Source organism: Kitasatospora sp. NPDC059088 (assembly GCF_042738155.1).
Taxonomy (GTDB): domain Bacteria; phylum Actinomycetota; class Actinomycetes; order Streptomycetales; family Streptomycetaceae; genus Kitasatospora.
Map to the genome: position 1 here is coordinate 1 of NZ_JBHYGR010000076.1, position 25,803 is coordinate 25,803.

21 protein-coding genes are annotated in these 25,803 nt (G+C 72.9%); 15 read left to right on the forward strand and 6 right to left on the reverse strand.

The window, feature by feature from the left end:
• Positions 1-223: 223 nt before the first annotated feature.
• From ACFWXO_RS28620 to ACFWXO_RS28640, 5 genes are all read left to right on the forward strand, one after another.
• The gene (locus ACFWXO_RS28620; protein ID WP_380527104.1) at positions 224-709 is read left to right on the forward strand and encodes a DUF1453 domain-containing protein; all 486 of its coding nucleotides are present in this window, start codon (positions 224-226) and stop codon (positions 707-709) included.
• Positions 710-739: 30 nt separating this feature from the next.
• Positions 740-1,915 carry a sensor histidine kinase gene (locus ACFWXO_RS28625; RefSeq protein ID WP_380527106.1) on the forward strand — a complete coding sequence of 392 codons (1,176 nt, stop codon included), beginning with the start codon at positions 740-742 and terminating at the stop codon, positions 1,913-1,915.
• Complete coding sequence (locus ACFWXO_RS28630) at positions 1,912-2,649, forward strand: response regulator (protein ID WP_380527107.1); 738 nt, start codon at positions 1,912-1,914, stop codon at positions 2,647-2,649. The genes ACFWXO_RS28625 and ACFWXO_RS28630 overlap by 4 nt, the downstream gene beginning before the upstream one ends.
• Positions 2,650-2,777: 128 nt before the next feature.
• Positions 2,778-3,419: a DUF485 domain-containing protein gene (locus ACFWXO_RS28635; protein WP_380527109.1), complete on the forward strand. Its 642-nt coding sequence runs from the start codon at positions 2,778-2,780 to the stop codon at positions 3,417-3,419.
• The gene (locus tag ACFWXO_RS28640) at positions 3,416-5,092 is read left to right on the forward strand and encodes a cation acetate symporter (protein ID WP_375889279.1); all 1,677 of its coding nucleotides are present in this window, start codon (positions 3,416-3,418) and stop codon (positions 5,090-5,092) included. The genes ACFWXO_RS28635 and ACFWXO_RS28640 overlap by 4 nt, the downstream gene beginning before the upstream one ends.
• Before the next feature lie 70 nt (positions 5,093-5,162).
• On the opposite strand, the gene ACFWXO_RS28645 is transcribed toward ACFWXO_RS28640, so the two are convergent.
• The gene (locus tag ACFWXO_RS28645; protein ID WP_380527112.1) at positions 5,163-5,849 is read right to left on the reverse strand and encodes a response regulator; all 687 of its coding nucleotides are present in this window, start codon (positions 5,847-5,849) and stop codon (positions 5,163-5,165) included.
• The gene (locus tag ACFWXO_RS28650; protein ID WP_375889276.1) at positions 5,849-7,459 is read right to left on the reverse strand and encodes an ATP-binding protein; all 1,611 of its coding nucleotides are present in this window, start codon (positions 7,457-7,459) and stop codon (positions 5,849-5,851) included. The genes ACFWXO_RS28645 and ACFWXO_RS28650 overlap by 1 nt, the downstream gene beginning before the upstream one ends.
• 302 nt (positions 7,460-7,761) lie before the next feature.
• Here ACFWXO_RS28650 and ACFWXO_RS28655 point away from each other — a divergent pair, with 302 nt between their 5' ends.
• Genes ACFWXO_RS28655 through ACFWXO_RS28665 form a run of 3 tightly spaced genes read left to right on the forward strand, consistent with a single transcriptional unit; the run spans position 7,762 to position 10,536 of the window.
• Positions 7,762-8,571, forward strand: coding sequence for an ABC transporter ATP-binding protein (locus tag ACFWXO_RS28655; RefSeq protein ID WP_375889273.1), 810 nt, complete (start codon positions 7,762-7,764; stop codon positions 8,569-8,571).
• Positions 8,561-9,442: an ABC transporter permease gene (locus ACFWXO_RS28660; RefSeq protein ID WP_375889270.1), complete on the forward strand. Its 882-nt coding sequence runs from the start codon at positions 8,561-8,563 to the stop codon at positions 9,440-9,442. Before ACFWXO_RS28655 ends, ACFWXO_RS28660 begins: the two co-directional genes overlap by 11 nt.
• 38 nt (positions 9,443-9,480) lie before the next feature.
• Positions 9,481-10,536, forward strand: coding sequence for an ABC transporter substrate-binding protein (locus ACFWXO_RS28665; protein ID WP_380527114.1), 1,056 nt, complete (start codon positions 9,481-9,483; stop codon positions 10,534-10,536).
• Between the two features lie 137 nt (positions 10,537-10,673).
• Here the strand turns inward: ACFWXO_RS28665 and ACFWXO_RS28670 are convergent, their stop codons facing one another.
• Positions 10,674-11,576, reverse strand: a complete 903-nt coding sequence (locus ACFWXO_RS28670; RefSeq protein ID WP_380527116.1) for a sucrase ferredoxin — start codon at positions 11,574-11,576, stop codon at positions 10,674-10,676.
• Between the two features lie 154 nt (positions 11,577-11,730).
• The gene (locus ACFWXO_RS28675) at positions 11,731-14,181 is read right to left on the reverse strand and encodes a DNA topoisomerase (ATP-hydrolyzing) subunit A (protein WP_380527118.1); all 2,451 of its coding nucleotides are present in this window, start codon (positions 14,179-14,181) and stop codon (positions 11,731-11,733) included.
• A gap of 316 nt (positions 14,182-14,497) precedes the next feature.
• On the opposite strand from ACFWXO_RS28675, the gene ACFWXO_RS28680 reads away from it, so the two are divergent.
• The 3 genes from ACFWXO_RS28680 (at position 14,498) to ACFWXO_RS28690 (ending at position 18,758) form a co-directional block, all read left to right on the forward strand.
• Entirely contained in the window at positions 14,498-15,844 is a 1,347-nt protein-coding gene (locus tag ACFWXO_RS28680) for a M16 family metallopeptidase (protein WP_375889261.1), read from the forward strand.
• On the forward strand, positions 15,841-17,229 hold the full coding sequence (locus ACFWXO_RS28685) for a M16 family metallopeptidase (RefSeq protein WP_380527120.1): 1,389 nt from the start codon (positions 15,841-15,843) through the stop codon (positions 17,227-17,229). Before ACFWXO_RS28680 ends, ACFWXO_RS28685 begins: the two co-directional genes overlap by 4 nt.
• Positions 17,230-17,564: 335 nt before the next feature.
• On the forward strand, positions 17,565-18,758 hold the full coding sequence (locus ACFWXO_RS28690; protein WP_380527122.1) for an RtcB family protein: 1,194 nt from the start codon (positions 17,565-17,567) through the stop codon (positions 18,756-18,758).
• A 41-nt stretch (positions 18,759-18,799) separates the two neighbouring features.
• Here ACFWXO_RS28690 and ACFWXO_RS28695 read toward each other — a convergent pair whose 3' ends face one another.
• On the reverse strand, positions 18,800-19,603 hold the full coding sequence (locus ACFWXO_RS28695) for an LAGLIDADG family homing endonuclease (protein ID WP_380527124.1): 804 nt from the start codon (positions 19,601-19,603) through the stop codon (positions 18,800-18,802).
• A 148-nt stretch (positions 19,604-19,751) separates the two neighbouring features.
• A complete protein-coding gene (locus ACFWXO_RS28700) occupies positions 19,752-20,033 on the reverse strand; it encodes an HPr family phosphocarrier protein (protein WP_375889253.1) in 282 nt (93 codons plus the stop codon).
• A gap of 227 nt (positions 20,034-20,260) precedes the next feature.
• On the opposite strand from ACFWXO_RS28700, the gene ACFWXO_RS28705 reads away from it, so the two are divergent.
• The 4 genes from ACFWXO_RS28705 to ACFWXO_RS28720 all read left to right on the forward strand — a co-directional run bounded on the left by ACFWXO_RS28705 (position 20,261) and on the right by ACFWXO_RS28720 (position 25,799).
• Positions 20,261-23,107 carry a GNAT family N-acetyltransferase gene (locus ACFWXO_RS28705; RefSeq protein WP_375889251.1) on the forward strand — a complete coding sequence of 949 codons (2,847 nt, stop codon included), beginning with the start codon at positions 20,261-20,263 and terminating at the stop codon, positions 23,105-23,107.
• A gap of 92 nt (positions 23,108-23,199) precedes the next feature.
• Positions 23,200-23,799 (forward strand): DUF5998 family protein, encoded by a 600-nt coding sequence (locus ACFWXO_RS28710; RefSeq protein WP_360237602.1) that lies wholly within the window; start codon positions 23,200-23,202, stop codon positions 23,797-23,799.
• Positions 23,800-23,893: 94 nt separating this feature from the next.
• Positions 23,894-25,081 carry an alkaline phosphatase family protein gene (locus ACFWXO_RS28715; RefSeq protein WP_380527126.1) on the forward strand — a complete coding sequence of 396 codons (1,188 nt, stop codon included), beginning with the start codon at positions 23,894-23,896 and terminating at the stop codon, positions 25,079-25,081.
• A 61-nt stretch (positions 25,082-25,142) separates the two neighbouring features.
• Positions 25,143-25,799, forward strand: coding sequence for a thymidine kinase (locus ACFWXO_RS28720; RefSeq protein ID WP_375889245.1), 657 nt, complete (start codon positions 25,143-25,145; stop codon positions 25,797-25,799).
• Positions 25,800-25,803: the final 4 nt, after the last annotated feature.

A 25,803-nucleotide genomic window follows, 5' to 3' on the forward strand; every position in this document is an offset into this window, starting at 1 on the left:
GGCTGTGTCTAGATCGTCACCCCCCCCCCCCCCCCGCCCCGGCCCGCGCGCCCGCGGGGGGGGGGGCCCGCGCCCCCCCCCCCCCGCCCCCCCCCCCGCGCCCCCCCCCCCCCCCGCGCCGTCGGTTCCACCCGGGGTCCACCCCGGCTCCGATCAGCGGGGAGCGCCGGATCCGTAGCGTCGGAGAGGTCAGCAACACGCCTCTCCCGGGACGGAGAATCCGATGGGATCCCTCGCCAACCTCCTCGTGATCGCCGCGGTGGTGGTTCTGGTCGTCGGACGCCAGATGCGCGTCCAGCGACTGGACACCGAACGCCGCTTCTGGCTGCTCCCGCTGATCCTGGGCGTGCTCGCGCTGCGCGACCCCCAGATCATCGACCACCAGCACACCGCGCTGTCGGGCGCCCTGCTCGCCGCCGGGCTGGTCACCACCCTCGCGATGGGGACGGTGTGGGGCTGGACCGTCCGGGTCTGGCGGGCCGCCGACGGCAACGTCATGGTCAAGGGCACCAAGGCCACCCTGGCCGCCTGGGGCGGCATGGTCGTCGTCCGGATCGGCCTGTACGTGGCCGGCTCGGCCCTGGGCGTCCACCAGGCGGGCAGCTCGCTGATGCTCGGCATGGCGGTCCTGCTGCTGGTCCGCTCGCTCGTGGTCAACTGGAGGGCCCGGACGCTGGAGCCCGCACGGGCGACCGCCCTCCTGCACTGAACCGTCGCCGTGAGCACCGAGGAGGCCCCCTTGCCCGGGTGGTACTGGACCCGCTGGCAGTCCCGGGAGGGACTGGAGCGCGAGGCCGAGGGCCGACCGCGGCGGGTCCTCACCGTGTTCGGCCGGACCGTCCTGCTGGTCGTCGTCGGCTGGGCGACCTTCTCCGGCGGCAGGTACGCCGGCTGGGCGGCGGCGGCCGCGGCGGCCGGGCTGGTCGCGGCCGTCGCCCTCAGCGTGCTGTACCTGAGGGTCAGCCGGGAACAGCGCCCCGTCCCCTCGTACCTGCTGGCCGCGGTGCTGATCGGCGCCGGCTGGCTCGCCAACCAGGGACAGGCCTACACGCTGGCCGACTTCCTCTGGATCGGGCTGGCCGTCACGGCCCTGATCCGGCTGCCGCCCGCGCCGGCCCTGCTCACCGCGGCGGCCGCGCTGGCCTCGTACACGGCGGCCTCCCCGGCGAGTTGGCTCAGCGTGGCCGCCACCGTCGGAGGGTCGCTGCTGGTCGGCTTCCTGCTGAGGCTGGACATCGAGGCCCGCGGCACCGCCCGTCGGCTGCTGGTCCAGGAGCGCGCCGTCCGGGCCGCCGAGGCGGAGAGCGCGGCGCTCGCCGAACGGGCCCGGATCGCCCGGGAGATCCACGACGTGCTGGCCCACAGCCTCTCCGCGCAGCTGGTCCACCTGGAGGCGGCCCGGCTGATGCTGGACGCCAGGACGGACCGCGCGCAGGTCCGCGAACGGGTCGTGGCCGCACGGCGGATGGCCCAGGACGGGCTGGTCGAGACGCGGCAGGCGCTGTCCGCGCTGCGCGGGGAGTTCACCCCGGTCGGGGAGTTCCTGGTGGAGCTGACCGAGCGCGAGCGGGCTCCGCTCACCGTGACCGGTACGCCCCGGCCGCTGGCCGCCGAGGCCGGGCTGGCGGTGCGGCGCACGGCGCAGGAGGCGGTGACCAACGTCCGCAAGCACGCGCCGGGCGCCCGCTGCTCGGTCGAACTGCGCTACCTGGACGACGCGGTGGAGCTGGAGGTGCGCAACACCCGGGCGCCGCGCGGCCAGTCGACGGGCGAGCCGTCCTCCGGCGACCTGGCCGGGAGCGGCAGCGGGTACGGTCTGCTGGGGATGCGCGAACGCGCGGAACTGCTCGGCGGCACCCTGCTGGCGGGCCCGGAGGACGGAGGGTGGCGGGTGTTGCTGCGGGTGCCGGCATGAACGGCGGGGTCATCAGGGTGCTGGTGGCGGACGACCAGACGGTGGTGCGCGAGGGCATCGTGATGCTGCTGGGCCTGCTGCCCGGCATCGAGGTGGTCGGCGCGGCGGCGGACGGGGAGGAGGCCGTCACCCTGGTGGAGCGGCACCACCCGGACGTGGTGCTGATGGACCTGCGGATGCCGCGGGTGGACGGCGTCGAGGCGACCCGGCGGATCCGGGCCGCCCACCCGGGGACCGAGGTCGTGGTGCTCACCACCTACGCCGACGACGAGTCGCTGTTCCCGGCGTTGCAGGCCGGGGCGCGCGGCTACCTCACCAAGGACGCCGGCGGTGAGGAGATCGCCAAGGCCATCGCGGACGTCCGCTCGGGTGCGGCCGGACTCTCCCCGCAGGTCCAACTCCGCTTGCTGGAGCGGCTTTCGGAGGGGCCGGCGAAGAGCGGGCCGACCCTACCGACCGCGCCGACCGCACCGGCCGCGCCGGGCGTGCCGCCAGGCGTGCCGCCGGGCGGGAGGGGCGGTCAGCTGCCGGACGGGTTGACGCTGCGCGAGGCCGAGGTGCTCGCGCTGATCGCCGAGGGGCTCTCCAACGCGGAGATCGCCCAGCGGCTGTTCGTCAGCCAGGCGACGGTCAAGACGCACATCAACAACCTGTTCGCCAAGACGGCGGTGCGGGACCGGGCGCAGGCGGTCGCGTACGCCTTCCGGCACGGAATCACCGGTACGCAGCAGTAGTCGGATGAGCGTCCGTCAGATGATCGATCACCTCATTGAGTGAACGTATCTGCGATGGTCAGGGACGGTGTCCGGGGGCCTCCATGATGGTTGGGGTCAGAACGCCCGGCCCGCGCCCAGGAGCAGCAGTGCCACAGCAGCAGACCAGCAGTCCCGGACAGGGGCAGCGATTCGACTGGTGGGCCGCTCCGGCGGCCGCCGCCACTGCGTCCGAGCCGACTGCCACCCCCCGCCGAACGGCCGTACCGGGCCAGCCGGTTGCCACCCGTCCGGCCGCCGCCCGGTCGGCCGCCGCTCCCGAGCCGGTGGCCGCGCCGCCCGCCCCGGCCGTCGCCGCGCGGCCGGTCGCGCCACCCGCCGTACCGCCGCGGGTACCGGCCGCCGCCCCGCCGCTCGCCTCGCCCGCCGTACCGCCCGTGGTGCCGCAGGCACCGGCAGCGGCGGTGAGCACCACCGACAGCACCGAGGTCTACCGGAACGTCCAGGCCAGCGCGGCCTTCCAGGACATCCGCCGCAGCTACCGCTCGTTCGTCTTCCCGACCAGCGGCGCCTTCCTCGGCTGGTACCTGATGTACGTCGCCGCCGAGGCCGCCGCGCCCGGCGTGATGCGCAGCCCGGTGGTCGGCCCGCTCAACGTGGCCTGGGTGCTGGGCCTGCTCCAGTTCGCCTCCACCTTCCTGCTCACCTGGCTCTACGCCCGCAACGCCCGGACCAAGCGCGACCGCGCCGCCCTGGGCCTGCGCTGGGACACCCAGGACCAGCTGCGGTGACCGCCGCCACCGGCGTGCTGACCACCGCCACCCCGCCCCCCGTCGCCCCGGCCGGCCAGCACCACGGCCTGGCGATCGTGCTGTTCGCCGTGATCGTCCTGGTCACCCTGGGGATCACCCTCTGGGTCGGCCGCCAGGGCAGCGCCGCCGAGGACTTCTACACCGGCGGGCGCGACTTCACCCCGCTGCAGAACGGCTTCGCGCTCTCCGGCGACTACCTGTCCGCCGCCTCCTTCCTGGGCGTCGCCGGGCTGATCGCCCTGTACGGCTACGACGGCGTGCTGTACAGCATCGGCTTCCTGGTCGCCTGGCTGGTCGTGCTGATGCTGGTCGCCGAACTCGTCCGCAACGCGGGCCGGTACACCCTCGCCGACGTGCTCGCGCTGCGGCTGCGCCGCCGCAAGGTGCGGGCGGCGGCCGGCGGCGCCAGCGTCGTGGTCACCCTGCTCTACCTGGTCGCCCAGATGGTCGGCGCCGGCTCGCTGGTCGCCCTGCTGCTCGGCACCAACAGCGCCCAGGCCCGGACCTGGACGATCATCGCGGTCGGCGCGCTGATGATCGTCTACGTCACCATCGGCGGGATGCGGGCCACCACCTGGATCCAGATCGTCAAGGCGTTCCTGCTGATCGCCGGTTCGGTGCTGCTCACCGTGCTGCTGGTGGCCCGCTTCCACGGCGACCTGTTCGAGCTGATGCGCCAGGCCGCCCGGCACAGCGGCGCCGGTCAGCGCTACCTCGAACCCGGGCTCAAGTACGGCGCCACCTTCACCAGCCGGCTGGACTTCTTCAGCCTCGGCCTGGCCCTGGTGCTCGGCACCGCCGGCCTGCCGCACATCCTGTCCCGCTTCTACACGGTGCCCACCGCGCGGGCCGCCCGCCGCTCCACGATGTGGGCGATCGGCCTGGTCGGCGGCTTCTACCTGATGGCCATCGCGCTCGGCCTGGGCGCCACCGCACTGGTCGGCTCCGCCGAGGTGCGGCACGCCAACGCGGCCGGGAACACCGCCGTCCCGCTGCTCGCCCTGGTGCTCGGCGGCGGCAACGGCAGCACCGGCGGGGTGGTGCTGTTCGCGCTGATCTCGGCGATCGCCTTCGCCACCATCCTCGCCGTGGTCGCCGGGCTGACCCTGGCCTCCTCCGCCGCCTTCGCCCACGACATCTGGGCCGGCGCCTGGCGGAGCCGGCCGGGCCGGCGCGGCGCGGAGCGCACCGAGGAGAAGCCGAGCGAGCAGCAGGAGGTGGTGGTGGCCCGGTTCGCGGCCGGCGGGATCGGCGCGGTGGCGATCGTGATCAGCCTCTACGCCCAGCAGCTGAACGTCGCCTTCCTGGTCGGCCTGGCCTTCGCGGTAGCCGCCTCCTCGAACCTGCCGGTGCTGCTGTACAGCCTGTTCTGGTCGCGGTTCACCGCCCGGGGCGCGGTCTGGTCGGTGTACGGCGGGCTCGTCCCGGCGATCGTGCTGGTGTTCTTCTCGCCGGTGGTCTCCGGCTCGAAGGTGGCGCTGTTCCCCGGCGTCGACTTCCACTGGTTCCCGCTGGAGAACCCCGGGATCGTCTCCATCCCGCTCGGCTTCCTGGCGGGCTGGATCGGGACGCTCACCTCTCCCGAACCGGCCGACGCGGACCGCTTCGCCGAGCTGGAGGTGCGGGCCCTCACCGGAGCGGGTGCGGCGTAGCCGCCGTGACCCGGGCCGGTCGGGCGTCCGGGGGCGGTTGTGCCCTGGCGGGTCGGGCGTCCGGGGCCGGTCACGCCCGGGCGGACAGCCCGTAGCGGTGCTCGGGGCGGCCGGTGTCGCCGTAGCGCAGGGTCAGCCGCAGCCGGCTGTCCCGTTCCAGCTGCTTGAGGTAGCGCTGGGCGGTCGAGCGGCTCAGCCCGGTGGCGTCGGCGACCTCCTGGGCGGACAGCGGCCGGCCCGCCCGGCGCAGCACGCCCAGCACCAGGTCGGTGGTGGGCGCCGAGTGGCCCTTGGGCAGTGTCCCGGCGGGCGCGGCGGCGCTGCGCAGGGTGGCGAACAGCCGGTCCACCTCGTCCTGGCCGGCCTCCCGGGCCGGGGCGGCCAAGGCGTGCCGCAGCTGGGCGTAGGAGACCAGCTTGTCCCGCAGCCCGGCGAAGGTGAACGGCTTGACCAGGTACTGCAGGGCGCCGTGCTGCATCGCGGCGTGCACGGTGGAGACGTCCCGGGCGGCGGTCACCATCATCACGTCGCAGGTCACCTGGCGTTCCCGCAGCCGGCGGACCAGCGCCAGGCCGGTCTCGTCCGGCAGGTGGTGGTCGAGCAGCAGGAGGTCCACCGGGCGGCGCTCCAGCGCGGCCAGCGCCTCTCCGGCCGAGTGGGCGGTGCCGGTGACCCGGAAGCCCGGCACCTTGGCCACGTAGGCGGCGTGCACGTCCGCGACCCGGAAGTCGTCGTCCACCACGAGTACGTCGATCATCACGCCTCCACGAGCTGAGTGGTGAGCAGGGCCTCGGGCAGCTCGACGGTGAACCGGGCGCCGCCGAGCGGGCCGGTGTCGAGCACGATCCGGCCGCCGGTCCGTTCGACCAGCCGCCGCACCATCGCCAGGCCCAGCCCGCGCGGACGGTGCGCGGGCGCGTCCTTGCTGGTCCACCCCTCCTCGAAGACCTGCTCGCGCAGCTCCTCCGGCACGCCCGGGCCGCTGTCCGCGACCTGCAGCAGCAGGGTGGAGCCGGCCGCCGCCAGGGTCACCTCCAGCCGCCCGCCCGGGCCCGTCCGCCCGCTGCCGCCGGGCACCAGGGCGTCCACCGCGTTGTCGATCAGGTTGCCGAGCACCGTCACCAGTGCCCGGGCGTCCACCACCGCGTCCGGCAGGTGCGCCGCCGGGGCGAGAACCAACCGCACCCCGCGCTCGTCGGCCACCGCCGTCTTGCCCGCCAGCAGCGCCGCCACGTGCGGGTCCTGCACCTGTTCGGCGATCCGCGCGGCGACCACGGCGTGCGAGCCGGACTGCTCCGAGATGAAGGCCACCGCCTGCTCGTGGCGGCCGAGTTCGAGCAGGCCGAGCAGGGTGTGCATCCGGTTGGCGTGCTCGTGGTCCTGGGCGCGCAGCGCCTCGGTGAGGCTGCGGGTGGTGTCCAGCTCGCGGACCAGCGACTCCAGCTCGGTGCGGTCGCGCAGCGTCACCACGGCGCCCTCGGCAGTGGCCGTCCGGTTCACCACCAGCACCCGGTCGTCCCGGACGGCCGGCAGGTCGGTGCCGGTGATCCGCCCGGTCAGCACGTCGGCCAGCCGGCCCGGCGGCAGCACCGCGGCGATCGGGCGGCCGGTGCACTCCCCGGGCAGGTCGAGCAGCCGCAGGGCCTCGTCGTTGGCCAGCCGGATCCGGCCCCGTTCGTCCAGCGCGACCAGGCCCTCGCGGATGCCGTGCAGCATGGCCTCGCGCTCGACCAGCAGGGCCGAGATGTCGGCCAGCGCGATGTTGTGGGTGCGGCGCTTGAGCCGGCGGGCCAGCACCAGGGTGGCGACGGTGCCGGCGGTCAGGCCGGCGGCGGCGCACAGCAGGATGCCGGTGAGCATCTTCAGCAGCCGGCGGCGGATCGAGTCGTCGCTGATGCCGACCGACACCTCGCCGACGATCCGGCCGTCCGTCGTCCGCAGCGGCACCTTGCCGCGGGCGGTGCGGCCCAGGGTGCCCTGCTGGATCGCGGTGACGCTGCGGCCGGCCAGTGCCGGCTCGGGGTCGGTGCTGACCCGCTGGCCGATCCGGCCCGGGTCGGTGTGCGAGAGGCGGATGCCGTCCAGGTCGGTGACCACGACGAAGCTGGCGCCGGTGGCGAGCCGGATCTGCTCGGCGTTGCGCTGCGCGGTGACGACGTCGCGGGCGTCGGCGGCCCGGGCGAGGGTCTCGTCGGTGGCGGTGGCCTGGGCGATGGACAGCGCCCGCTGCATGGCGTCGTGGTCCAGTTCGCTGCTGACCGGGGCCAGGAACAGCCCGGCGGTCAGGGCGGTGACGCCGACGGTGACGACGGTCTGGCTCAGCAGGAGCTGGGCGAAGACCCGGCGGGGCCAGTGGGGGAGCTTCATCCGGGCCTCCTCTCGGCGGCTGGGTGCGGCGGGGACCCACCAGGTGGGGGCCTGCTGGGCGGGGTCCCGAGGGGCGGGGTCCCGAGGGGCGGGGTCCTGAGGGACGGGGCCGCCAGGGGTGGGGTCGGGACACCCTATGTTTCCGACGTGTTTCTGTCAGCCCGCGTCCCCGCAGTTGTAGCGGAAGCAAAAGGAGCAGAACACCCCTCAATGCGGAGAAGTCGCACTACGCGCAGATGGCTCCCGTCGGGGCCGGGCCCGCTCCTACCTTTCCGGGGCAAGCACTGATCCGGGAGGAATGAATGACCGATACCCCGGCGATCGAGCTGACCGGCGCGACGAAACGCTTCCGCACCCCCTCCGGTGCGCTGCACACCGCCGTCCGCGATCTCGATCTGACCGTCGCCCAGGGCGAGTTCGTCGCCGTCGTCGGCCCCACCGGCTGCGGCAAGTCCACCACGCTGACCCTGGTCAGCGGCCTGGAGGAGCCCACCGAGGGCGAGGTCCGGGTGTACGGCGAGCCCGTGCGCGGGATCGACCCCAAGGTCGGGTTCGTCTTCCAGCAGGACGCCGTCTTCCCCTGGCGCACCGTGCTGTCCAACGTGATGGCCGGGCCGCGCTTCCGCGGCGTGCCCGCCGCCGAGGCGAAGGAGCGGGCCCGGGACTGGCTGGGCCGGGTGGGCCTGGCCGCCTTCGAGGACCGCTACCCGCACCAGCTGTCCGGCGGCATGCGCAAGCGCGTCGCACTCGCCCAGACCTTCGTCAACGACCCGACCATCCTGCTGATGGACGAGCCGTTCTCGGCGCTGGACGTGCAGACCCGCGCCCTGATGTCCGACCAGCTGCTGGAGCTGTGGGCCGGCACCGGCTCGTCGGTCGTCTTCGTCACCCACGACCTGGACGAGGCCATCGCGCTCGCCGACCGGGTCGTCGTGATGACGGCCGGACCGGCCACCGTCAAGGAGGTCTTCACCGTCGACCTGCCACGACCGCGCACCGTGGAGGCCGTCCGGCTGGAACCGAGGTTCGTCGAGCTGTACCGCGAGATCTGGGCCTCGCTCGGCGAAGAGGTGCGCATCACCCGGGAGAGAGGAGCGGGTCGTGCCGCTTGAGACCGCGTCCGAGACCGCGTCGACCGCCGCCGGGAAGCCCCCGGCCGCCACGACCAGAACCGAGGCCCGCGAACGGGCCGCCCGCAACCGGAAGTTGACCGTCTACGCGGCCCGGCTCGGGGTGCTGGTCGCCTTCCTCGGCCTGTGGGAGGTGTGCGCCCGCACCGAGGTCATCGACCCGTTCAACTTCTCCCAGCCGTCCAGGATCTGGGACCAGATCTGGCAGTGGACCACCCACGGCACCGCCCAGGGCTCGCTCGGCGAGCAGATCGGCTACACCCTGTACGAGGCCCTCACCGGCTGGGTGATCGGCGTGGTCGGCGGTGTGCTGCTGGGCATCGCGCTCGGCCGGGTCCGCTTCCTGGCCGACGTGTTCGGGCCGTACATCAAGGTCCTCAACGCCATCCCGCGGATCGTGCTCGCCCCGATCTTCCTGATCTGGTTCGGCCTCGGCCCGGCCTCCAAGGTCGCCTCCGCGGTGGTCCTGGTGTTCTTCCCGGTGTTCTTCAACGCCTTCCAGGGCGCCCGCGAGGTCGACCGCAACCTGGTCGCCAACGCCCGCATCCTGGGCGCCGACAACCGCAAGGTCACCCTCCAGGTGGTCATCCCCGCCGCCACCACCTGGATTTTCACCAGCCTCCACGTCAGCTTCGGCTTCGCGCTGATCGGCGCGATCGTCGGCGAGTACATCGGCGCCACCAAGGGCCTCGGCCTGCTGGTCGCCGCCGCCCAGGGCACCTTCAACGCGGCCGGGGTGTACGCCGCCATGACCATCCTCGCCGTCGTCGCGCTGCTCACCGAGGGGCTGCTGACCTTCGCCGAGAAGAGACTCTTCCGCTGGAAGCCCGCCGACGCGGGCGACGGCCGCTGAACTCCCCCCACCCGTACGCACCGAGAGGTTCCCCCACGATGCGCAGAGCTCTCACTGCCGTCCTCGCCGCCGCCCTGCTCGTCCCGCTCTCCGCCTGCGCCAACGACGCCGCCACCTCGTCCCACGGCGCGGCCCCGGCCGGGCAGCAGGTCGACGGACCCAAGGTCAAGATCATGGTCGGTGGCCTGGACAAGGTCATCTACCTGCCCGCGATGCTCACCCAGCGGCTCGGCTACTTCGCCGAGGCCGGCGTCAACGTCGAACTGCTCACCGAACCGGCCGGCGTCAACGCCACCACCGCGCTGCTGGCCGGCGACGTCCAAGGCGCCGTCGGCTTCTACGACCACACCATCGACCTCCAGGCCAAGGGCAAGCACGTCGAGTCCGTGGTCCAGTTCGCCCAGGCCCCCGGTGAGGTCGAACTGGTCTCCGCCAAGCAGGCCGACGCCATCAGGTCCGGCGCCGACTTCAAGGGCAAGAAGCTCGGCGTCACCAGCATCGGCTCCTCCACCGACTTCCTCACCAAGTACCTCGCGGTCAAGAACGGCGCCTCCGTCAGCGACTTCAGCCCGATCGCGGTCGGCGCCGGGCAGACCTTCATCGCCGCCCTCCAGCAGGGCAGCATCGACGCCGGGATGACCACCGACCCGACCGTCGCCACCGTCCTCGACAAGGGCCTCGGCAAGATCCTCTACGACATGCGCACCCCCGAGGGCTCGCGCCAGGCGCTCGGCGGGCTCTACCCGTCCTCCTCGCTGTACATGAACACCGAGTGGGTCGAGAAGAACAAGGACACCACCCAGAAGCTCACCAACGCCTTCGTCAAGACCCTCAAGTGGATGTCCACCCACAGCCCCGAGGAGATCGCCGCGAAGATGCCCGCCGACTACGCGCAGGGCGGCGCCGAGCAGTACGCGGCTGCCATCAAGTCCACCCTGCCGATGTTCACCACCGACGGGGTGATGCCCGCCGACGGGCCCAGGACCGTGCTCGCGGTGCTCGCCGCCTTCCACCCGGACGTCAAGGGCAAGGAAGGGACGATCGACCTGGCCAGGACGTACACCACGGAGTTCGTCGGCAAGGCCGCCGGCTGACGCCCGGCCCTCGCGGTCCCGCGCCCACCCCCACGGGCGCGGGGCCGCCGTGGTGCTCGGACCCCCCGCTCTGTTCCCCGGCTCAGGTCCCCCGCTCGCTCACTTCCCCCGCTCGGTTCCCGGCTCAGATCCCCGGCTCAGATCCCCCGCACGGAGAGCACGTCCATCCGCGACGGCGTCCCCGCCGCCTTGCCGCAGCTCTCCGGACGCGCCGGCTCGCTCACCGACTCGATCACGTCCACCTCCCAGGCCCGCCCGTCCCGGTGGATCACCGCCACCAGCCAGCGGCCCGGGCCGTCCACCCGCTGCGCCAGGGTCAGCGCGTCCACCCCGGTCTCGCCGATCGCCAGCCGCACCGCGTGCTCGGCCGCCTGGCCCGGCCGCTCCCAGCCCGAGCAGCCCCGCGACCACTCCGGCACCATGTGCCCGGCCGCCGTCGCCGCCAGCACCTCCTTGGCGCTCTCCGGCGTCAGCCGCCCGTACGCGTAGCCGTACGGCAGCACCAGCATCGTGGGGGAGAAGCGGTGCCCGCCCAGGTGGGTGACCTCCCACACCTCGCTGTGCCCGGCCGCCGCCAGCTCCGCGGCCAGCGGACGGCCCAGCAGCGCGCAGCAGCGGTCCCGGCGGCCGTTGGTGCACACCAGCGCCAGCGGGCCGCCGACGTGCTCCGCCCCGAAGCCCGTGTGGTCACCGGCGCCCAGCGCCGCGAAGTCCAGCCCCAGCAGCTCCGCCGGATCCGCCACCTGCGCCCGGCGGACCCAGCCGCGGCCCGGCACCGCGTGCGCCACGACCACCTCGTGCCGCGCCGTCGGCAGGCAGTCCGCGTGCCGCCCGGGGCGCCGGATCAGGGCGACCCGTACGCCGGTACCCGCCGCGGCGGCCTCCAGCGCGCGCCCGACCGCCCCGTCCAGGTGGCTCTCGCCCAGAGCCTTCGCGCCCCAGGGGCCGTTCTGCTCCAGCAGCAGCCAGGTGGTCGCCACCGCCGCCGTCGCGGTCAACGGCTCCGAAAGTTCACGCGAGAGGGTCGCACAGGTGCTCACCCGGGCAAGGCTACCCCCGGCGGTCCGGCCCGGCCCGGGGGCCGCGCAACGCCCGCGACCAGGCCAGGAGCGGCCGCGACCGGCCCCGGACGCGCCGGAGGGCGGGGCACCCGCAGGCACCCCGCCCTCCGACCCCGTCAGCACGGGCGAGCCGTCACGCCGGGCCGGCCACCACCGCGATCGGCGCCGTCACCGGCGTACCCGAACCGTCCCGGCGCGGGTCGCGCTCCGGCAGGTCGACCGGCACGCCCTTGGCACCGGCGGCCCGGGCCGGGGCGGCACCCGCCCAGGCGAACGCCAGGCCGTCCTCGCCGCGCAGGAAGCGCTGGCAGCGCACACCGCCGGTCGCCCGGCCCTTGCGCGGGTACTGCTCGAACGGGGTGACCTTCCAGGACGACTGCTCGTCACCCGACAGCGTGCCCGAGGCGCCCGCCACCGAGACCACCACCGCGTCCACGGCCGGGTCCACCGCCGTGAACGACAGCACCCGGGCGCCGTCCGACAGCTTGACGCCCGCCATGCCACCCGCCGGACGGCCCTGCGGACGGACCTGACCCGCCGGGTAGCGCAGCAGCTGGGCGTCCGAGGTGATGAAGACCAAGTCCTCCTCGCCGGTGCGCAGTTCGACCGCGCCCACCAGCTCGTCGCCGTCCTTGAGGCCGATCACCTCGAACTCGTCCTTGTTCGCCGGCCACTCCGGCACCACCCGCTTCACCACACCCTGCACCGTGCCCAGCGCCAGCCCCGGCGAGGACTCGTCCAGCGTGGTCAGCGCCAGCACCCGCTCCCCGGCCTCCAGCCGCAGGAACTCCTCCACCGCGGCCCCGCCCGCCAGCGTCGGCGAGGGCATCGGCGGCAGCGCCGGCAGGTCGATCACCGGCAGCCGCAGCACCCGGCCCGCGGACGTCACCACACCCACGTCCGCCCGCGCCGTGGCCGGCACCGCCGACACGATCACGTCGTGCTTCGCCCGCTTCTCCGACAGCTCGAACGGCTCACCGTCCGCCGTCCGCGCCAGCAGCCCCGTCGAGGACAGCAGCACCCGGCACGGATCGTCCGCCACCTCCAGCGGCACCGTCAGCGCCGCGGCCGGAGCCGCCCCCGCCTCCAGCAGCACCGTGCGCCGCTCCGTCCCGAACTGCTTGGACACCGCGCCCAGTTCGGACGACACCACGCTGCGCAGCCTGGTGTCCGACTCCAGGATCTCGGTCAGCTCCGCGATCTCCGCGTTCAGCTTCTCCTTCTCCTGCTCCAGCTCCACCCGGTCGAACCGGGTCAACCGGCGCAGCGGCGTGTCCAGGATGTAGCCGGTCTGCGTCTCCGACAGCGAGAAGCGCTCCATCAGGCGCTCCTTCGCCTGCTGGGCGTTGTCACTCGACCGGATGATCGAGATGACCTCGTCGATGTCCACCAGGGCCACCAGCAGGCCCTCGACCAGGTGCAGCCGCTCCTGCCGCTTGCGGCGGCGGAAGTCGCTGCGCCGGCGCACCACCGTGAAGCGGTGGTCGACGTAGACCTCCAGCAGCTCCTTGAGGCCCAGCGTCAGCGGCTGCCCGTCCACCAGCGCCACGTTGTTGATGCCGAAGGTCTCCTCCAACGGCGTCAGCTTGTAGAGCTGCTCCAGCAGCGCCTCCGGCACGAAGCCGTTCTTCACCTCGATCACCAGCCGCAGCCCGTGCTCGCGGTCGGTCAGGTCCTTGACGTCCGCGATGCCCTGCAGCTTCTTCGCGTTGACCAGGTCCTTGATCTTCGCGATGACCTTCTCCGGGCCGACGTTGTACGGCAGCTCGGTCACCACGATGCCCTTGCGGCGCGCCGTGACGTTCTCGATCGTCGTGGTGGCCCGGATCTTGAAGGTGCCGCGGCCCGACTCGTACGCGTCCCGGATGCCCGACAGGCCCACGACCCGCCCGCCCGTCGGCAGGTCCGGACCGGGCACGAACCGCATCAGCGTGTCCAGGTCCGCGCTCGGGTGCTTGATCAGGTGCCGGGCCGCGGCCACCACCTCGGACAGGTTGTGCGGCGGCATGTTCGTCGCCATGCCCACCGCGATGCCCGTCGCGCCGTTCACCAGCAGGTTCGGGAACGCGGCCGGCAACGCCAGCGGCTCCTGCTCGCTGCCGTCGTAGTTCGGCCCGAAGTCGACGGTGTCCTCGTGGATCGACTCCACCATCGCCATCGAGGCCGCCGTCAGCCGCGACTCGGTGTACCGCATCGCCGCCGGCGGGTCGTCGTTGCCCAGCGAACCGAAGTTGCCGTGCCCGTCGATCAGCGGCAGCCGCATCGAGAACGGCTGCGCCATGCGCACCACCGAGTCGTAGATCGACTGGTCGCCGTGCGGGTGCAGCCGGCCCATCACCTCGCCCACCACGCGCGCGCACTTCACGTGCGCCCGGTCCGGACGCAGGCCCATCTCGTTGGCCTGGTACAGGATCCGGCGGTGCACCGGCTTGAGACCGTCCCGCGCGTCGGGCAGCGCACGCGAGTAGATCACCGAGTAGGCGTACTCCAGGAAGGAGCCCTGCATCTCGTCCACGACGTCGACGTCGAGGATCCGCTCCTCGAAGTCTCCGGGCGGCGGGGTCTGCGAACTGCGGCGGGCCATCGCGGCGGGGCTCCCTTACGTGTCGCTGGCTGTGTCGTCGGCCGGACGCCGGGCGTCCGGTCCGGGCACCGGACGGGCTTCGCCGCCCCGGCTCCCTGATTCACCGTCCTACCGCCGCGACCCGTCAACCGGGCGCGACCGACAGGGCACGGCGCCCCCATTGTGGACCCTCGCGCCGACACTCCCGGTCAGCGGCCCTCTTCCGCCCCTGGCGAACGCCGCATCCGCGCGGACACAAACACGCCTCCCGCGCGTTGCACCACAATGGGGGACGCCACACGAACCCCGACATCGACGACGGGAAGGACCCGAGCGCATGGCCAACCCGGCCCCCGCCTCCAGCCGAGGCATCGCCATCACCGAGCACCGCCTGGCCAACGGCCTGCGCGTCGTCCTCTCCGAGGACCGACTCACCCCGGTCGCCGCGGTCTGCCTCTGGTACGACGTCGGCTCCCGCCACGAGGTCAAGGGCCGCACCGGCCTCGCCCACCTCTTCGAGCACCTGATGTTCCAGGGCTCCGCCAACGTCACCAACAACGGGCACTTCGAGCTCGTCCAGGGCGCCGGCGGCTCGCTCAACGGCACCACCAGCTTCGAACGCACCAACTACTACGAGACCATGCCCGCCCACCAGCTGGAGCTCGCCCTCTGGCTGGAGGCCGACCGCATGGGCTCGCTGCTCGCCGCCCTCGACGAGACGTCCATGGAGAACCAGCGCGCCGTCGTCAAGAACGAACGCCGCCAGCGCTACGACAACGTCCCGTACGGCACCGCCTTCGAGAAGCTCACCGCGCTCTCGTACCCCGACGGCCACCCGTACCACCACACCCCGATCGGCTCCATGGCCGACCTCGACGCCGCCACCCTGGAGGACGCCCGCGCGTTCTTCCGCACCTACTACGCGCCCAACAACGCGGTGCTCTCCGTGGTCGGCGACATCGACCCCGAGCAGACCATCGCCTGGGTCGAGAAGTACTTCGGCTCCATCCCCGCGCACGACGGCAAGCAGCCCCCGCGCTCCGGCGAACTCCCCGACACCATCGGCCGCGAACTGCGCCAGGAACTCGCCGAGGACGTCCCCTCCCGCGCCCTGATGGCCGCCTACCGCCTGCCCCACGACGGCACCCGCGAGGCCGACGCCGCCGACCTCGCGCTCACCATCCTCGGCAGCGGCGAGTCCAGCCGCCTCTACAACCGGCTCGTCCGCCGCGACCGCACCGCCGTCGCCGCCGGCTTCGGCCTGCTGCGCCTCGCCGGCGCCCCCAGCCTCGGCTGGCTCGACGTCAAGACCTCCGGCGACGCCACCATCGCCCAGATCGACGCCGCCGTCGACGAGGAGCTCGCCCGCTTCGCCGCCGAGGGCCCCACCCCCGAGGAACTCGAGCGCGCCCAGGCCCAGATCGAGCGCGAGTGGCTCGACCGGCTCACCACCGTCGCCGGCCGCGCCGACGAACTCTGCCGCTACGCCGTCCTGTTCGGCGACCCCAAGCTGCTGAACGACGCCCTCCCCAAGGTCCTCGACGTCACCGCCGAGGAGGTCCAGGCCGTCGCCAAGGCCCGGCTCCACCCCGACAACCGGGCCGTCCTCGTCTACGAGCCGACCGCGACCGCCGCCGACGACGCTTCCGACGCCGCTTCCGAAGAGGAGGGTGCCGCCGTATGAGCACCGACTACGTCCCCGCGATGACCTCCCACCCCCAGCCCCAGCCCGGCACCCCCGGCCCCTGGGCCTTCCCCGCCCCCGAGCGGGCCGCCCTCGGCAACGGCATCACCGTGCTGCACTGCCACCGGCCCGGCCAGCAGCTGGTCGCCGTCGAGGTCCTCCTCGACGCCCCGCTCGCCGCCGAGCCCGAGGGCCTCGACGGCGTCGCCGCCATCCTCGCCCGCGCCCTCAACGAGGGCACCGACACCCTCACCGCCGAGGAGTTCGCCGGCGAACTCGAGCGCGCCGGGGCCACCCTCGACGCCCACGCCGACCACCCCTGCATCCGGGTCGCCCTCGAAGTCCCCGCCTCCCGGCTCCAGCGCGGCCTCACCCTGCTCGCCGACGCCCTGCGCGCCCCCGCCCTCCCGGCCGAGGAGATCGAGCGCCTCGTCGCCAACCGCCTCGACGAGATCGTGCACGAGCAGGCCAACCCCGCCCGGCGCGCCGCCAAGGCCCTCTACGCCGAGCTCTTCGAGGCCGCGGACCGCCTCTCCCGGCCCCGCAGCGGCACCGCCGACACCGTCAAGTCGATCGACCGCGCCGCCGTCAAGGCCTTCTACGACGCCCACGTGCGCCCCGCCACCACCACCGTCGTGGTGGTCGGCGACCTCACCGGCGTCGACCTCCCCGCCCTGCTGGAGAGCACCCTCGGCACCTGGACCGGCACCACCGCGGAACCCTCCGCCCACGCCCCGGTCACCGGCGACGACCACGGCCGCGTCCTCATCGTCGACCGCCCCGGCTCCGTCCAGACCCAGCTGCTGATCGGCCGGATCGGCCCCGACCGCCACGACCCGGTCTGGGCCGCCCAGATCCTCGGCACCTACTGCCTCGGCGGCACCCTCACCTCCCGCCTCGACCGCGTCCTGCGCGAGGAGAAGGGCTACACCTACGGCGTCCGGGCCTTCGCCCAGCCGCTGCGCTCCGCCGCCGACGGCAGCGGGCGCTCGCTGCTCGCCATCAGCGGCTCGGTGGACACCGCCTCCACCGCCCCCGCGCTCGCCGACACCTGGACCATCCTGCGCACCCTCGCCGCCGAGGGCCTCACCGACGCCGAGCGCGACGAGGCCGTGCAGTTCCTGGTCGGCGTCGCGCCGCTCAAGTACGAGACCGCGGGCTCGGTCGCCGGCACCCTGGCCGACCAGGTCGAGCAGTACCTCGCCGACGACTACCAGGCCGAGGTCTACCGGCAGCTGGCCGAACTGCCCACCGCGGCGGCCACCGAGGCCGTGGTCGCGGCCTTCCCGCCGGACCGCCTGATCACCGTCCTGGTCGGCGACGCCGCCGCCATCGAGGCGGACGTGCGGGCGCTCGGGATCGGCGAGGTCACCGTCGTCGGCTGACGCCCTCCGACGTCCCCTCCGGCCCGGTGGAGCGCTTTCGCTCCGCCGGGCCGGACGCGTTCCGGACGCGTCCGTAAATCCGTTGCGGGTCCGGCCCGTTCCGTGGATAGATGTTCCCCGACGCACACCACGTGCGAACTGCGAGCAGCGAAGGGAGGCGGTCACCATGCGGGTCGAGCAAGCCATACGACGACGCTCCCCGAGGCCGTATCTCCCATGCCTCGCCACGGCTGCCTGAGCGCACCCGTCCCCGAACTTCCCCGAGCCGCACCGGGATTCTCTTTCGCGCGGCAATTCCTTCCCCGAACTACCCGACCTCTGGAGGTCGTTCACCCATGTCGTACACCGAAGTTCCCGGCATCCGCGTCCCGATCCGGATGTGGACCGACCCGGCGACGGTCGAGGGCGCGGCCCTCCAGCAGCTGCGCAACATCAGCTCCCTGCCCTGGCTGCACGGCCTGGCCGTGATGCCGGACGTCCACCTGGGCAAGGGCGCGACGGTCGGCTCCGTCATCGCCATGAAGGACGCGGTCTGCCCGGCGGCGGTCGGCGTCGACATCGGCTGCGGGATGAGCGCGGTGAAGACCTCCCTCACCGCCAAGGACCTCCCGGACGACCTCTCCGCCCTGCGCTCCAAGATCGAGCAGGCCATCCCGGTCGGCCGCGGCCTCCACACCGACCCGGTCGACCCGACCACGCTGCACGGTTTCCGCACGGAGGGCTGGGACGACTTCTGGCACCGCTTCGACGACATCGCGGAGGACGTCAAGTGGCGCCGCGAGCGGGCGATGCAGCAGATGGGAACGCTCGGCTCGGGGAATCATTTTGCGGAGGTTTGTGTAGATATGTCCGATTCGGTGTGGCTGATGCTGCACTCCGGGTCGCGCAACATCGGCAAGGAGCTGGCGGAGCACCACATGACCGTCGCCCGCTCTCTGTCGCACAACCAGGGGCTGGTCGACCGCGATCTGGCGGTCTTCCTCGCGAAGACCCCAGAGATGGCCGACTACCGCCAGGACCTCTTCTGGGCGCAGGAGTACGCGAAGCACAACCGTGCCCTGATGATGGCGCTCTTCCAGGACGTTGTCCGGGGCGAGTTCGCCAAGGCGCAGGTCACCTTCGAGGAGGTGATCAGCTGCCACCACAACTACGTCTCGGAGGAGCGCTACGACGGCGTCGACCTGCTGGTGACCCGCAAGGGTGCGATCAGGGCCGGCTCCGGCGACCTCGGGATCATCCCGGGCTCGATGGGGACGGGCTCCTACATCGTCCGCGGCCTGGGCAACGCTGCGTCGTTCAACTCCGCCTCGCACGGCGCCGGCCGCAAGATGAGCCGCACCGCCGCGAAGAAGCGGTTCACCACGCGCGACCTGGCTGAGCAGACCAAGGGTGTGGAGTGCCGCAAGGATAGCGGCGTGGTGGACGAGATCCCGGGCGCCTACAAGTCCATCGAGAAGGTCATCGAGCAGCAGAAGGACCTGGTCGAGGTGGTCGCCCACCTCAAGCAGGTGGTCTGCGTGAAGGGCTGACCAAATGTTGAGGCGCCCGGAACCGTTCCCGGGCGCCTCATCTACGAAGCTATCCTTCGTGACTGGCAGCCATTGAGGCGCCATCGGCGGATATTGCAGCTCTTCTCGGTGCGGCCGAGCTGTTCTGCTGCTGCCTTGATGCTGGGTGCTGCCATGAGGACGTCATCTTCGGCTTTGGTCCAGCTGCGCTTGATCATGCGCCTCACGCCCGAGGGTCTGACCCACATCGCTGCTTCTGCGGCTGCGGCCTTCTTGCGGTGTAGTGCCATGCAGTCGGGGTAGTAGATGTGGCTGAGGATAGCCACCGCCTCTTCCCTGGAGTAGAAGAGGTTGAAGATCCCGTCCCGCTTGTTCCGTCGGAATGTGCGTCGAGTGCCGGTGAGGCCGTCCAGGTAGCCATGGACGAACGTGGCGATGGCGTCGCTCTGGGTCGTGAGGCTGACGAAGGGGAGATTCTGTGAGGTCCGTCCCGTCGAGCCGTCGGCGTCAATCAGCCCCCGAAGGTAGTCGCGCTCGGAGAGCGGCATGTGCGGCGGCGCAATGATGTCGGACTTCCGCCCCGCTGGCAGGCCGAGCGCCTGCAATTCCTCGCGGAACTCTCGAGCGTAGACGGTCCACATCACTGAGGCGTGCTCCGCCTTGAAGTTCGTTGCGCGCGTCCGGTAGCTGATGGTGCTGTTGTACGGGCAGAGCCGCTGGAACTCCTCCAGGATCGGGGCGTCCCGTGTGGCGAGTTCCACGGAGAGTCGACCGCGGTTGCGGGACTGTTCGGTGAGGTGTCCGTCCGCCTGGAGGAAGGCGAACATGTAGGCGTGCTCGGGTCGTTCGAGGTCGAAGAACGTCATGCCGAGAGCATCAGTGCGATCCGTCGTTCGAGAGGATCGAATGACCACCAGTTCGCTCAATGGTGTGGATGCGATCGAATCCGTGAACAGAAGCGCCCGGCGGTGCTAGACAGCACTGCCGGGCGCTTCGTGCGTGACGCGCGAGGGCTCAGGCCGCGGCCGGGAGCTCGTCGAGGCCTTCGGCGACGAGCTTGGCGAGGCGGTCGAGGGCCTCGTCGGCGTTGGGGGCGTCGGAGGCCAGGATGACCTCGTCGCCGCCCTGGGCGCCCAGGGCGAGCAGGCCGAGCATGGAGGCGGCGTTCACGGGGTTGCCGCCGGGCTTGGCGATGGTGATCGGCACGCCGGTGGCCGTGACGGCCCGGACGAAGACGGAGGCGGGACGGGCGTGCAGGCCCTCGGCCCAACCGATGGTGACGCGGCGCTCAGCCATGAGACGTGCCTTTCCGGTGAAGCTGGTCACGGCCGTGCTCGGGCGAGCGGGGGGAACGACCGTGTTGTCTAGACCAGTGTTGCACGCAGGCAACCCCTGCGAGGCGCCGCGTTCGGGACTTGTGATTGTTTCTTTTCGGGGCATAAGGCCCGGCCAGCGGCCCTGTCCACCCTGCCGTGGGCACGCGCCCGGCGCCATTCGGCTCGCCGCCGGATAACCTGACGAATGTGGAAGACCCCGCGGTGGCGAACCCCGCGCAACCCGACTATCCGCAGCACTGGGAAGCCGACGTCCTGCTGCGCGACGGCGGCACGGCCCGGATCCGGCCGATCACCCCCGGCGACGCCGGGCGGTTGGTGGAGTTCTACGAACAGGTCTCCGACCAGTCCAAGTACTTCCGCTTCTTCGCCCCCTACCCGCGGCTCTCCGACAAGGACGTGCGCCGCTTCACCCACCACGACTTCGTGAACCGGGTCGGCCTCGCCGTGGTGGTCCGGGACCACTTCATCGCGACCGTCCGCTACGACCGGATCGACGCCGACGGCCGCCCCTCCGAGCACGGCACCGACGCCGAGGTCGCCTTCCTCGTCCAGGACGCCCACCAGGGCCGCGGCGTGGCCTCCGCGCTGCTGGAGCACATCGCGGCGGTGGCCCAGGAGCGGGGTATCCGCCGCTTCCAGGCCGAGGTGTTGCCGGAGAACCGCAAGATGGTGAAGGTCTTCACCGACGCCGGCTACACCCAGCGCCGCAGCTTCGCCGACGGCGTGGTGCACCTGGAGTTCGCCCTCGAACAGACCGACCGCTCACTCGCCGTGATGCGCGCCCGCGAGCACCGCGCCGAGGCCCGCTCGGTGCAGCGGCTGCTGACCCCGCGCTCGGTGGCGGTGATCGGCGTCTCCCGCAATCCGCAGACCGTCGGCCGGGCCCTGCTGCGCGACCTGCTCGGCAGCTTCGACACCGAGTTCGAGAGCCGGTACGAGGCCAAGGGCGCCCCGCGCACCGTCTACGCGGTGAACCGCAGCGCCCCGCCCGGCACCGAGCTGGACGGCGTCCCGGTGCACCGCTCGATTCTGGACATTCCCGGGCCGGTGGACCTCGCGGTGATCGCCGTCCCCGAGAGCGTCGTCCCGGCGGCCGTCGCCGAGTGCGGCGCGCACGGCGTGCAGGGTCTGGTGGTGGTCACCGCCGGCTACGCCGAGACCGGCCCGGAGGGCCGCGACCGCCAGCGCGCCCTGGTGCGCCAGGCCCGCGCGGCGGGCATGCGGGTGATCGGCCCGAACGCCTTCGGCCTGATCAACACCGACCCCGACCACCCGCTGAACGCCTCGCTCGCCCCGCACCTGCCGGACCGCGGCGGCTTCGGGATCTTCTGCCAGTCCGGGGCGATCGGCGTGGCCCTGCTGGAGTCCGCCCACCGGCGCGGCCTCGGGGTCTCCTCCTTCGCCTCGGTCGGCAACCGCTCGGACGTCTCCGGCAACGACTTCCTGCAGTACTGGGCCGAGGACGAGGCCACCGAGGTGGTGCTGCTGTACCTGGAGTCCTTCGGCAACCCCCGCAAGTTCACCCGGATCGCGCGCCGACTGGCCACCGCCAAGCCGGTGGTGGTGGTCAAGGGCGCCCGCCACACCGGCAGCCTGCCGCCCGGCCACGCCGTCCCGGCCACCGCCACCGGCCTGCACGATGCCACCGTGGACGCGCTGTTCGAACAGGCCGGGGTCACCAGGGTGGCGACCATCACCGAGCTGTTCGACACCGGTGAGCTGCTCGCCCAGCAGCCGCTGCCGCCCGGTGACCGGGTCGCCGTGGTCGGCAACTCCGACTCGCTGGGCCTGCTCACCTACGACGCCTGCCTGAGCGCCGGGCTGCGCCCGTGCACACCGGTCGACCTCACCACCGCGGCGACCGGCGAGAACTTCCGGATCGCCCTGGACGTCGCGCTCGGCGACCCGGCCGTGGACGCGGTGATCGCCGTCGCCATCCCGCCGATCGGCACTTCCGCGCACGCCTTCATGGGCGGCCGGCTGACCGGCCCGGACGACCCCGAGATGGGCTCGGACGATCCGGAGATCGCCACCGGTCTGCTCGAAGCGGGCGAGCGGGCACGGGAGTTGGGCAAGCCCCTGGTGCTGGCCCACCTGGCCCTGACCGACCTGCCGACCCGGCTGCGCCCGGGCGGGATCCCGGCCTACGCGGCGCCCGAGCGGGCCGTGCGCGCCCTCGCGCACGCCGTGCACTACGCGCAGTGGCGCCGCCGCACCGCCGCGGCGGAGGAGACGGCGCGCGTCCCCGACCTGGACCGGATCGACGAGCCCGGCGCCCGCGCCCTGGTGGACGCGGCGCTCAGCACCCGCACCGCGGTCGCCGCCCGTACCCAGCCCGGCGGCGCCCGGATCACCCTGTCCGACTCCGAGGCCCGGCTGCTGCTGGCCCGCTACGGTGTCGACGTCTCGCCCACGCTGGCCGCCCCCGACGAGCGGGAGGCCGTCCGGGCCGCCGAGCAGCTCGGCTACCCGGTGGCCCTGAAGGCGACCGCCCCGCACCTGCGCCACCGCCCCGACCTGGGCAGCGTCCGGCTGGACCTGACCGGCGAGGAGGGCCTGCGCCGCGCCCACCGCGAGCTGGACGCCCTGCTCGGCGGCGCGGCCGGTGCCCAGCTGGTGGTGCAGCGGATGGCCCCGCGCGGCGTGGACACCGTGATCGGTGCCACGGTCGATCCGGCCGTCGGCGCGATCCTGTCCTTCGGCCTGGCCGGTGCCCCGGCCGAGCTGCTCGGTGACGTGGCCCACCGCCTCGTCCCGGCCACCGACCAGGACGTCGCCGGTCTGATCCGCGAGGTGCGGGCGGCGCCGCTGCTGTTCGGCTGGCGGGGCGCCGAGGCGGTGGACACCGCCGCGCTGGAGGAGTTGCTGCTGCGGGTGTCGCAGTTGGTGGACGACGTACCGGAGATCGCCTCGGTGGATCTCGAACCGGTGGTCGTCGCCCCGCACGGGCTGGCGATCCTGGGGGCGCGGGTGCGGGTCGCCCCGCTGCCCGTCCGCAGCGATCTGGGCCCGCGCGCGATGAGCACCCTGTAATCTTCCTTGGTTGCGCCTGCCCGTGGGCGCTGATGTCCGAAGCTCGGCGCCGTGCCGCCCGCTTCGTCGGCGGACCATGCCAGGATGGAGTTATGGCGAAGACCGGTACCACCACCACTCAGGACCTGCGCTCGGCGATCGAGCGCAGCGGCTACTACCCGGCCCTGGTGTCCGAGGCGGTCGAGTCCGCGGTGGGCCCGGAGCCGATCAGCTCCTACCTGGTGCACCAGGAGACGACCTTCGACTCCAACGAGGTGCGCCGGCACGTGACGGTGCTGGTGCTGACCCCGACCCGGTTCGTGGTGAGCCACACCGACGAGCAGTCGGGTGACGCGGGCAGCCCCGCCGTGCCGTTCGCCACCACCTCGACGGAGAGTGTCCGGCTGGACCGGATCGGCTCGGTCGTGCTGAGCCGGATGGTGGCGAACCCGGAGACGTACACGCCCGGGACGCTGCCGCGCGAGGTGGTGCTGACCATCGGCTGGGGCGCGGTGCAGCGCCTGGACCTGGAGCCGGCCGGTTGCTCGGACCCGAACTGCGAGGCCGACCACGGCTACACCGGTTCGGCGACGGCCGACGACCTCTCGCTGCGGGTGAGCGAGGCCGGGGACGGTCCGGAGACGGTGGCCCAGGCGCTGCTGTTCGCCCGGGCGCTGTCCGACGCGACGATCGACAACGGCCCGCGGGTCTGAGGTCCCGGCCGGGCCCCGTCGCGCCCGGCCACCGAGCCCCGCCGTTCCCGATCGCGCGCCCGCCCGCGGTCCCGCCCGCTACGAATCCGGTTCCATGTCCTTCGCACCCTCCGACGGCTACGACGCCTTCGAGATCCTCGACCCGGCCGACGCCCCCGCGCCGCCGTACGGCAGCGGCTCGCTCTGCGACCTGCTGCCCTCGGTGGCGGCGGGCCTGGGCGTCCCGGGGTTCACCGCGACGCTGCCGATCGCCCCGGCCGACCGGGCGGTGGTCTTCCTGGTGGACGGCCTGGGCTGGGAGCTGCTGCTGCGCCACCCCGAGTACGCGCCGTTCCTGTCCTCGCTGGCCGGGAGCTCGCTGGGCGGCTCCGGCCGGCCGCTGACCGCGGGCTTCCCGTCGACCACCGCGACCTCGCTGGCCTCGGTCGGCACGGGCACGCCGCCCGGCCTGCATGGCCTGGCCGGGTACACGGTGGCGGTGCCGGGCACCGACTACCTGATGAACCAGCTGCGCTGGCAGCCGCACACCGACCCGAAGGTCTGGCAGCCGTACCCGACGGTGTTCGAGCAGACCCACCGGGCCGGGGTGGCGACCGCCCAGGTGTCCTCCCCGCTGTTCGCCCAGACCCCGCTGACCAGGGTGGCGCTGTCCGGCGGGACTTTCCTGGGCCGTACCACCGGCGAGGAGCGGATGGACCTGGCCGCCTCCTGGCTGGCCGAGCACGACCGGGCGCTGGTGTACACCTACGTCAGCGAGCTGGACGGCGCCGGCCACCGTTTCGGGGTGGACTCCGACGAGTGGCGGATGACGCTGGACGCGGTGGACCGGCTGGCCCGCCGGCTGGCCGAGCAGTTGCCGCCGCGGTCGGCGATGTACGTGACGGCCGACCACGGCATGATCGACGTCGCCCCCGAGGACCGGATCGACTTCGACGAGGACTGGGAGCTCGGTGCCGGTGTCGCCCTGCTGGGCGGCGAGGGCCGGGCCCGGCACGTGTACGCGGTGCCGGGCGCCGCGGCCGACGTGCACACGGTCTGGAGTGAGGTGCTGGGCGACCGGATGTGGGTGGCCACCCGGGACGAGGCGATCGCGGCGGGCTGGTTCGGCCCGACCGTCGACGAGCGGGTGTACCGGCGGATCGGCGACGTGGTCGCCGCGGCGCGCGACGACATCGCGATCGTCGCCTCCCGCAACGAGCCCGGCGAGTCCGCGATGATCGGCCTGCACGGCTCGATGACTCCGGTCGAACAGTTCGTGCCGCTGCTCGAAGTCCGGGGCTGAGGCGGCCCCTTGACCCCTTCGCGCCCGAACCCCCTTGATGTGAAAGGCCCTTGCTCCACCCATGGCTGAACTGGTGTTCTTCTCGGGCACGATGGACTGCGGCAAGTCGACGCTGGCGCTGCAGATGGACCACAACCACGCCGCGCGCGGCCGGCAGGGCGTCATCCTGACCCGCAACGACCGGGCCGGCGCCGCCACCATCTCCAGCCGGCTGGGCCTGCGCGCCGACGCGGTCGAGGTGACGGACGACTTCGACTTCCACGGCCACGTGGTGCAGCGGCTCTCGGCGGGCGGCCGGGTGGACTACCTGATCTGCGACGAGGCCCAGTTCTTCGCCGCCGAGCAGGTGGACCAACTGGCCCGGGTGGTGGACGAGCTGGACATCGACGTCTACACCTTCGGCATCACCACCGACTTCCGGACCCGGCTGTTCCCCGGTTCGCAGCGGCTGATCGAGCTGGCCGACCGGGTGGAGGTGCTCCAGGTCGAGGCGCTCTGCTGGTGCGGCGCGCGGGCGACCCACAACGCCCGTACGGTCGGCGGCGTGATGGTGGTCGAGGGCGCCCAGGTGGTGATCGGCGACATCTCGGTGAGCGAGGACGAGATCGGCTACGAGGTGCTGTGCCGCCGCCACCACCGCCGCCGGATGACCGCCGCGACCGCCCGCGCCTCGGTGCTCTCCCCGGACGTGCTGCCCTTCGAGGAGCAGCAGGTCTAACCGC

What these genes read in the sequence shown, in the direction of transcription:
- ACFWXO_RS28620 (WP_380527104.1), top strand. Translation starts at nt 224, where the DNA reads ATGGGATCCCTCGCCAACCTCCTCGTGATCGCCGCGGTGGTGGTTCTG.
- ACFWXO_RS28630 (WP_380527107.1), top strand. Translation starts at nt 1,912, where the DNA reads ATGAACGGCGGGGTCATCAGGGTGCTGGTGGCGGACGACCAGACGGTG.
- ACFWXO_RS28645 (WP_380527112.1), bottom strand. Translation starts at nt 5,849, where the DNA reads ATGATCGACGTACTCGTGGTGGACGACGACTTCCGGGTCGCGGACGTG.
- ACFWXO_RS28650 (WP_375889276.1), bottom strand. Translation starts at nt 7,459, where the DNA reads ATGAAGCTCCCCCACTGGCCCCGCCGGGTCTTCGCCCAGCTCCTGCTG.
- ACFWXO_RS28655 (WP_375889273.1), top strand. Translation starts at nt 7,762, where the DNA reads ATGACCGATACCCCGGCGATCGAGCTGACCGGCGCGACGAAACGCTTC.
- ACFWXO_RS28665 (WP_380527114.1), top strand. Translation starts at nt 9,481, where the DNA reads ATGCGCAGAGCTCTCACTGCCGTCCTCGCCGCCGCCCTGCTCGTCCCG.
- ACFWXO_RS28675 (WP_380527118.1), bottom strand. Translation starts at nt 14,181, where the DNA reads ATGGCCCGCCGCAGTTCGCAGACCCCGCCGCCCGGAGACTTCGAGGAG.
- ACFWXO_RS28680 (WP_375889261.1), top strand. Translation starts at nt 14,498, where the DNA reads ATGGCCAACCCGGCCCCCGCCTCCAGCCGAGGCATCGCCATCACCGAG.
- ACFWXO_RS28685 (WP_380527120.1), top strand. Translation starts at nt 15,841, where the DNA reads ATGAGCACCGACTACGTCCCCGCGATGACCTCCCACCCCCAGCCCCAG.
- ACFWXO_RS28690 (WP_380527122.1), top strand. Translation starts at nt 17,565, where the DNA reads ATGTCGTACACCGAAGTTCCCGGCATCCGCGTCCCGATCCGGATGTGG.
- ACFWXO_RS28695 (WP_380527124.1), bottom strand. Translation starts at nt 19,603, where the DNA reads ATGACGTTCTTCGACCTCGAACGACCCGAGCACGCCTACATGTTCGCC.
- ACFWXO_RS28700 (WP_375889253.1), bottom strand. Translation starts at nt 20,033, where the DNA reads ATGGCTGAGCGCCGCGTCACCATCGGTTGGGCCGAGGGCCTGCACGCC.
- ACFWXO_RS28710 (WP_360237602.1), top strand. Translation starts at nt 23,200, where the DNA reads ATGGCGAAGACCGGTACCACCACCACTCAGGACCTGCGCTCGGCGATC.
- ACFWXO_RS28715 (WP_380527126.1), top strand. Translation starts at nt 23,894, where the DNA reads ATGTCCTTCGCACCCTCCGACGGCTACGACGCCTTCGAGATCCTCGAC.
- ACFWXO_RS28720 (WP_375889245.1), top strand. Translation starts at nt 25,143, where the DNA reads ATGGCTGAACTGGTGTTCTTCTCGGGCACGATGGACTGCGGCAAGTCG.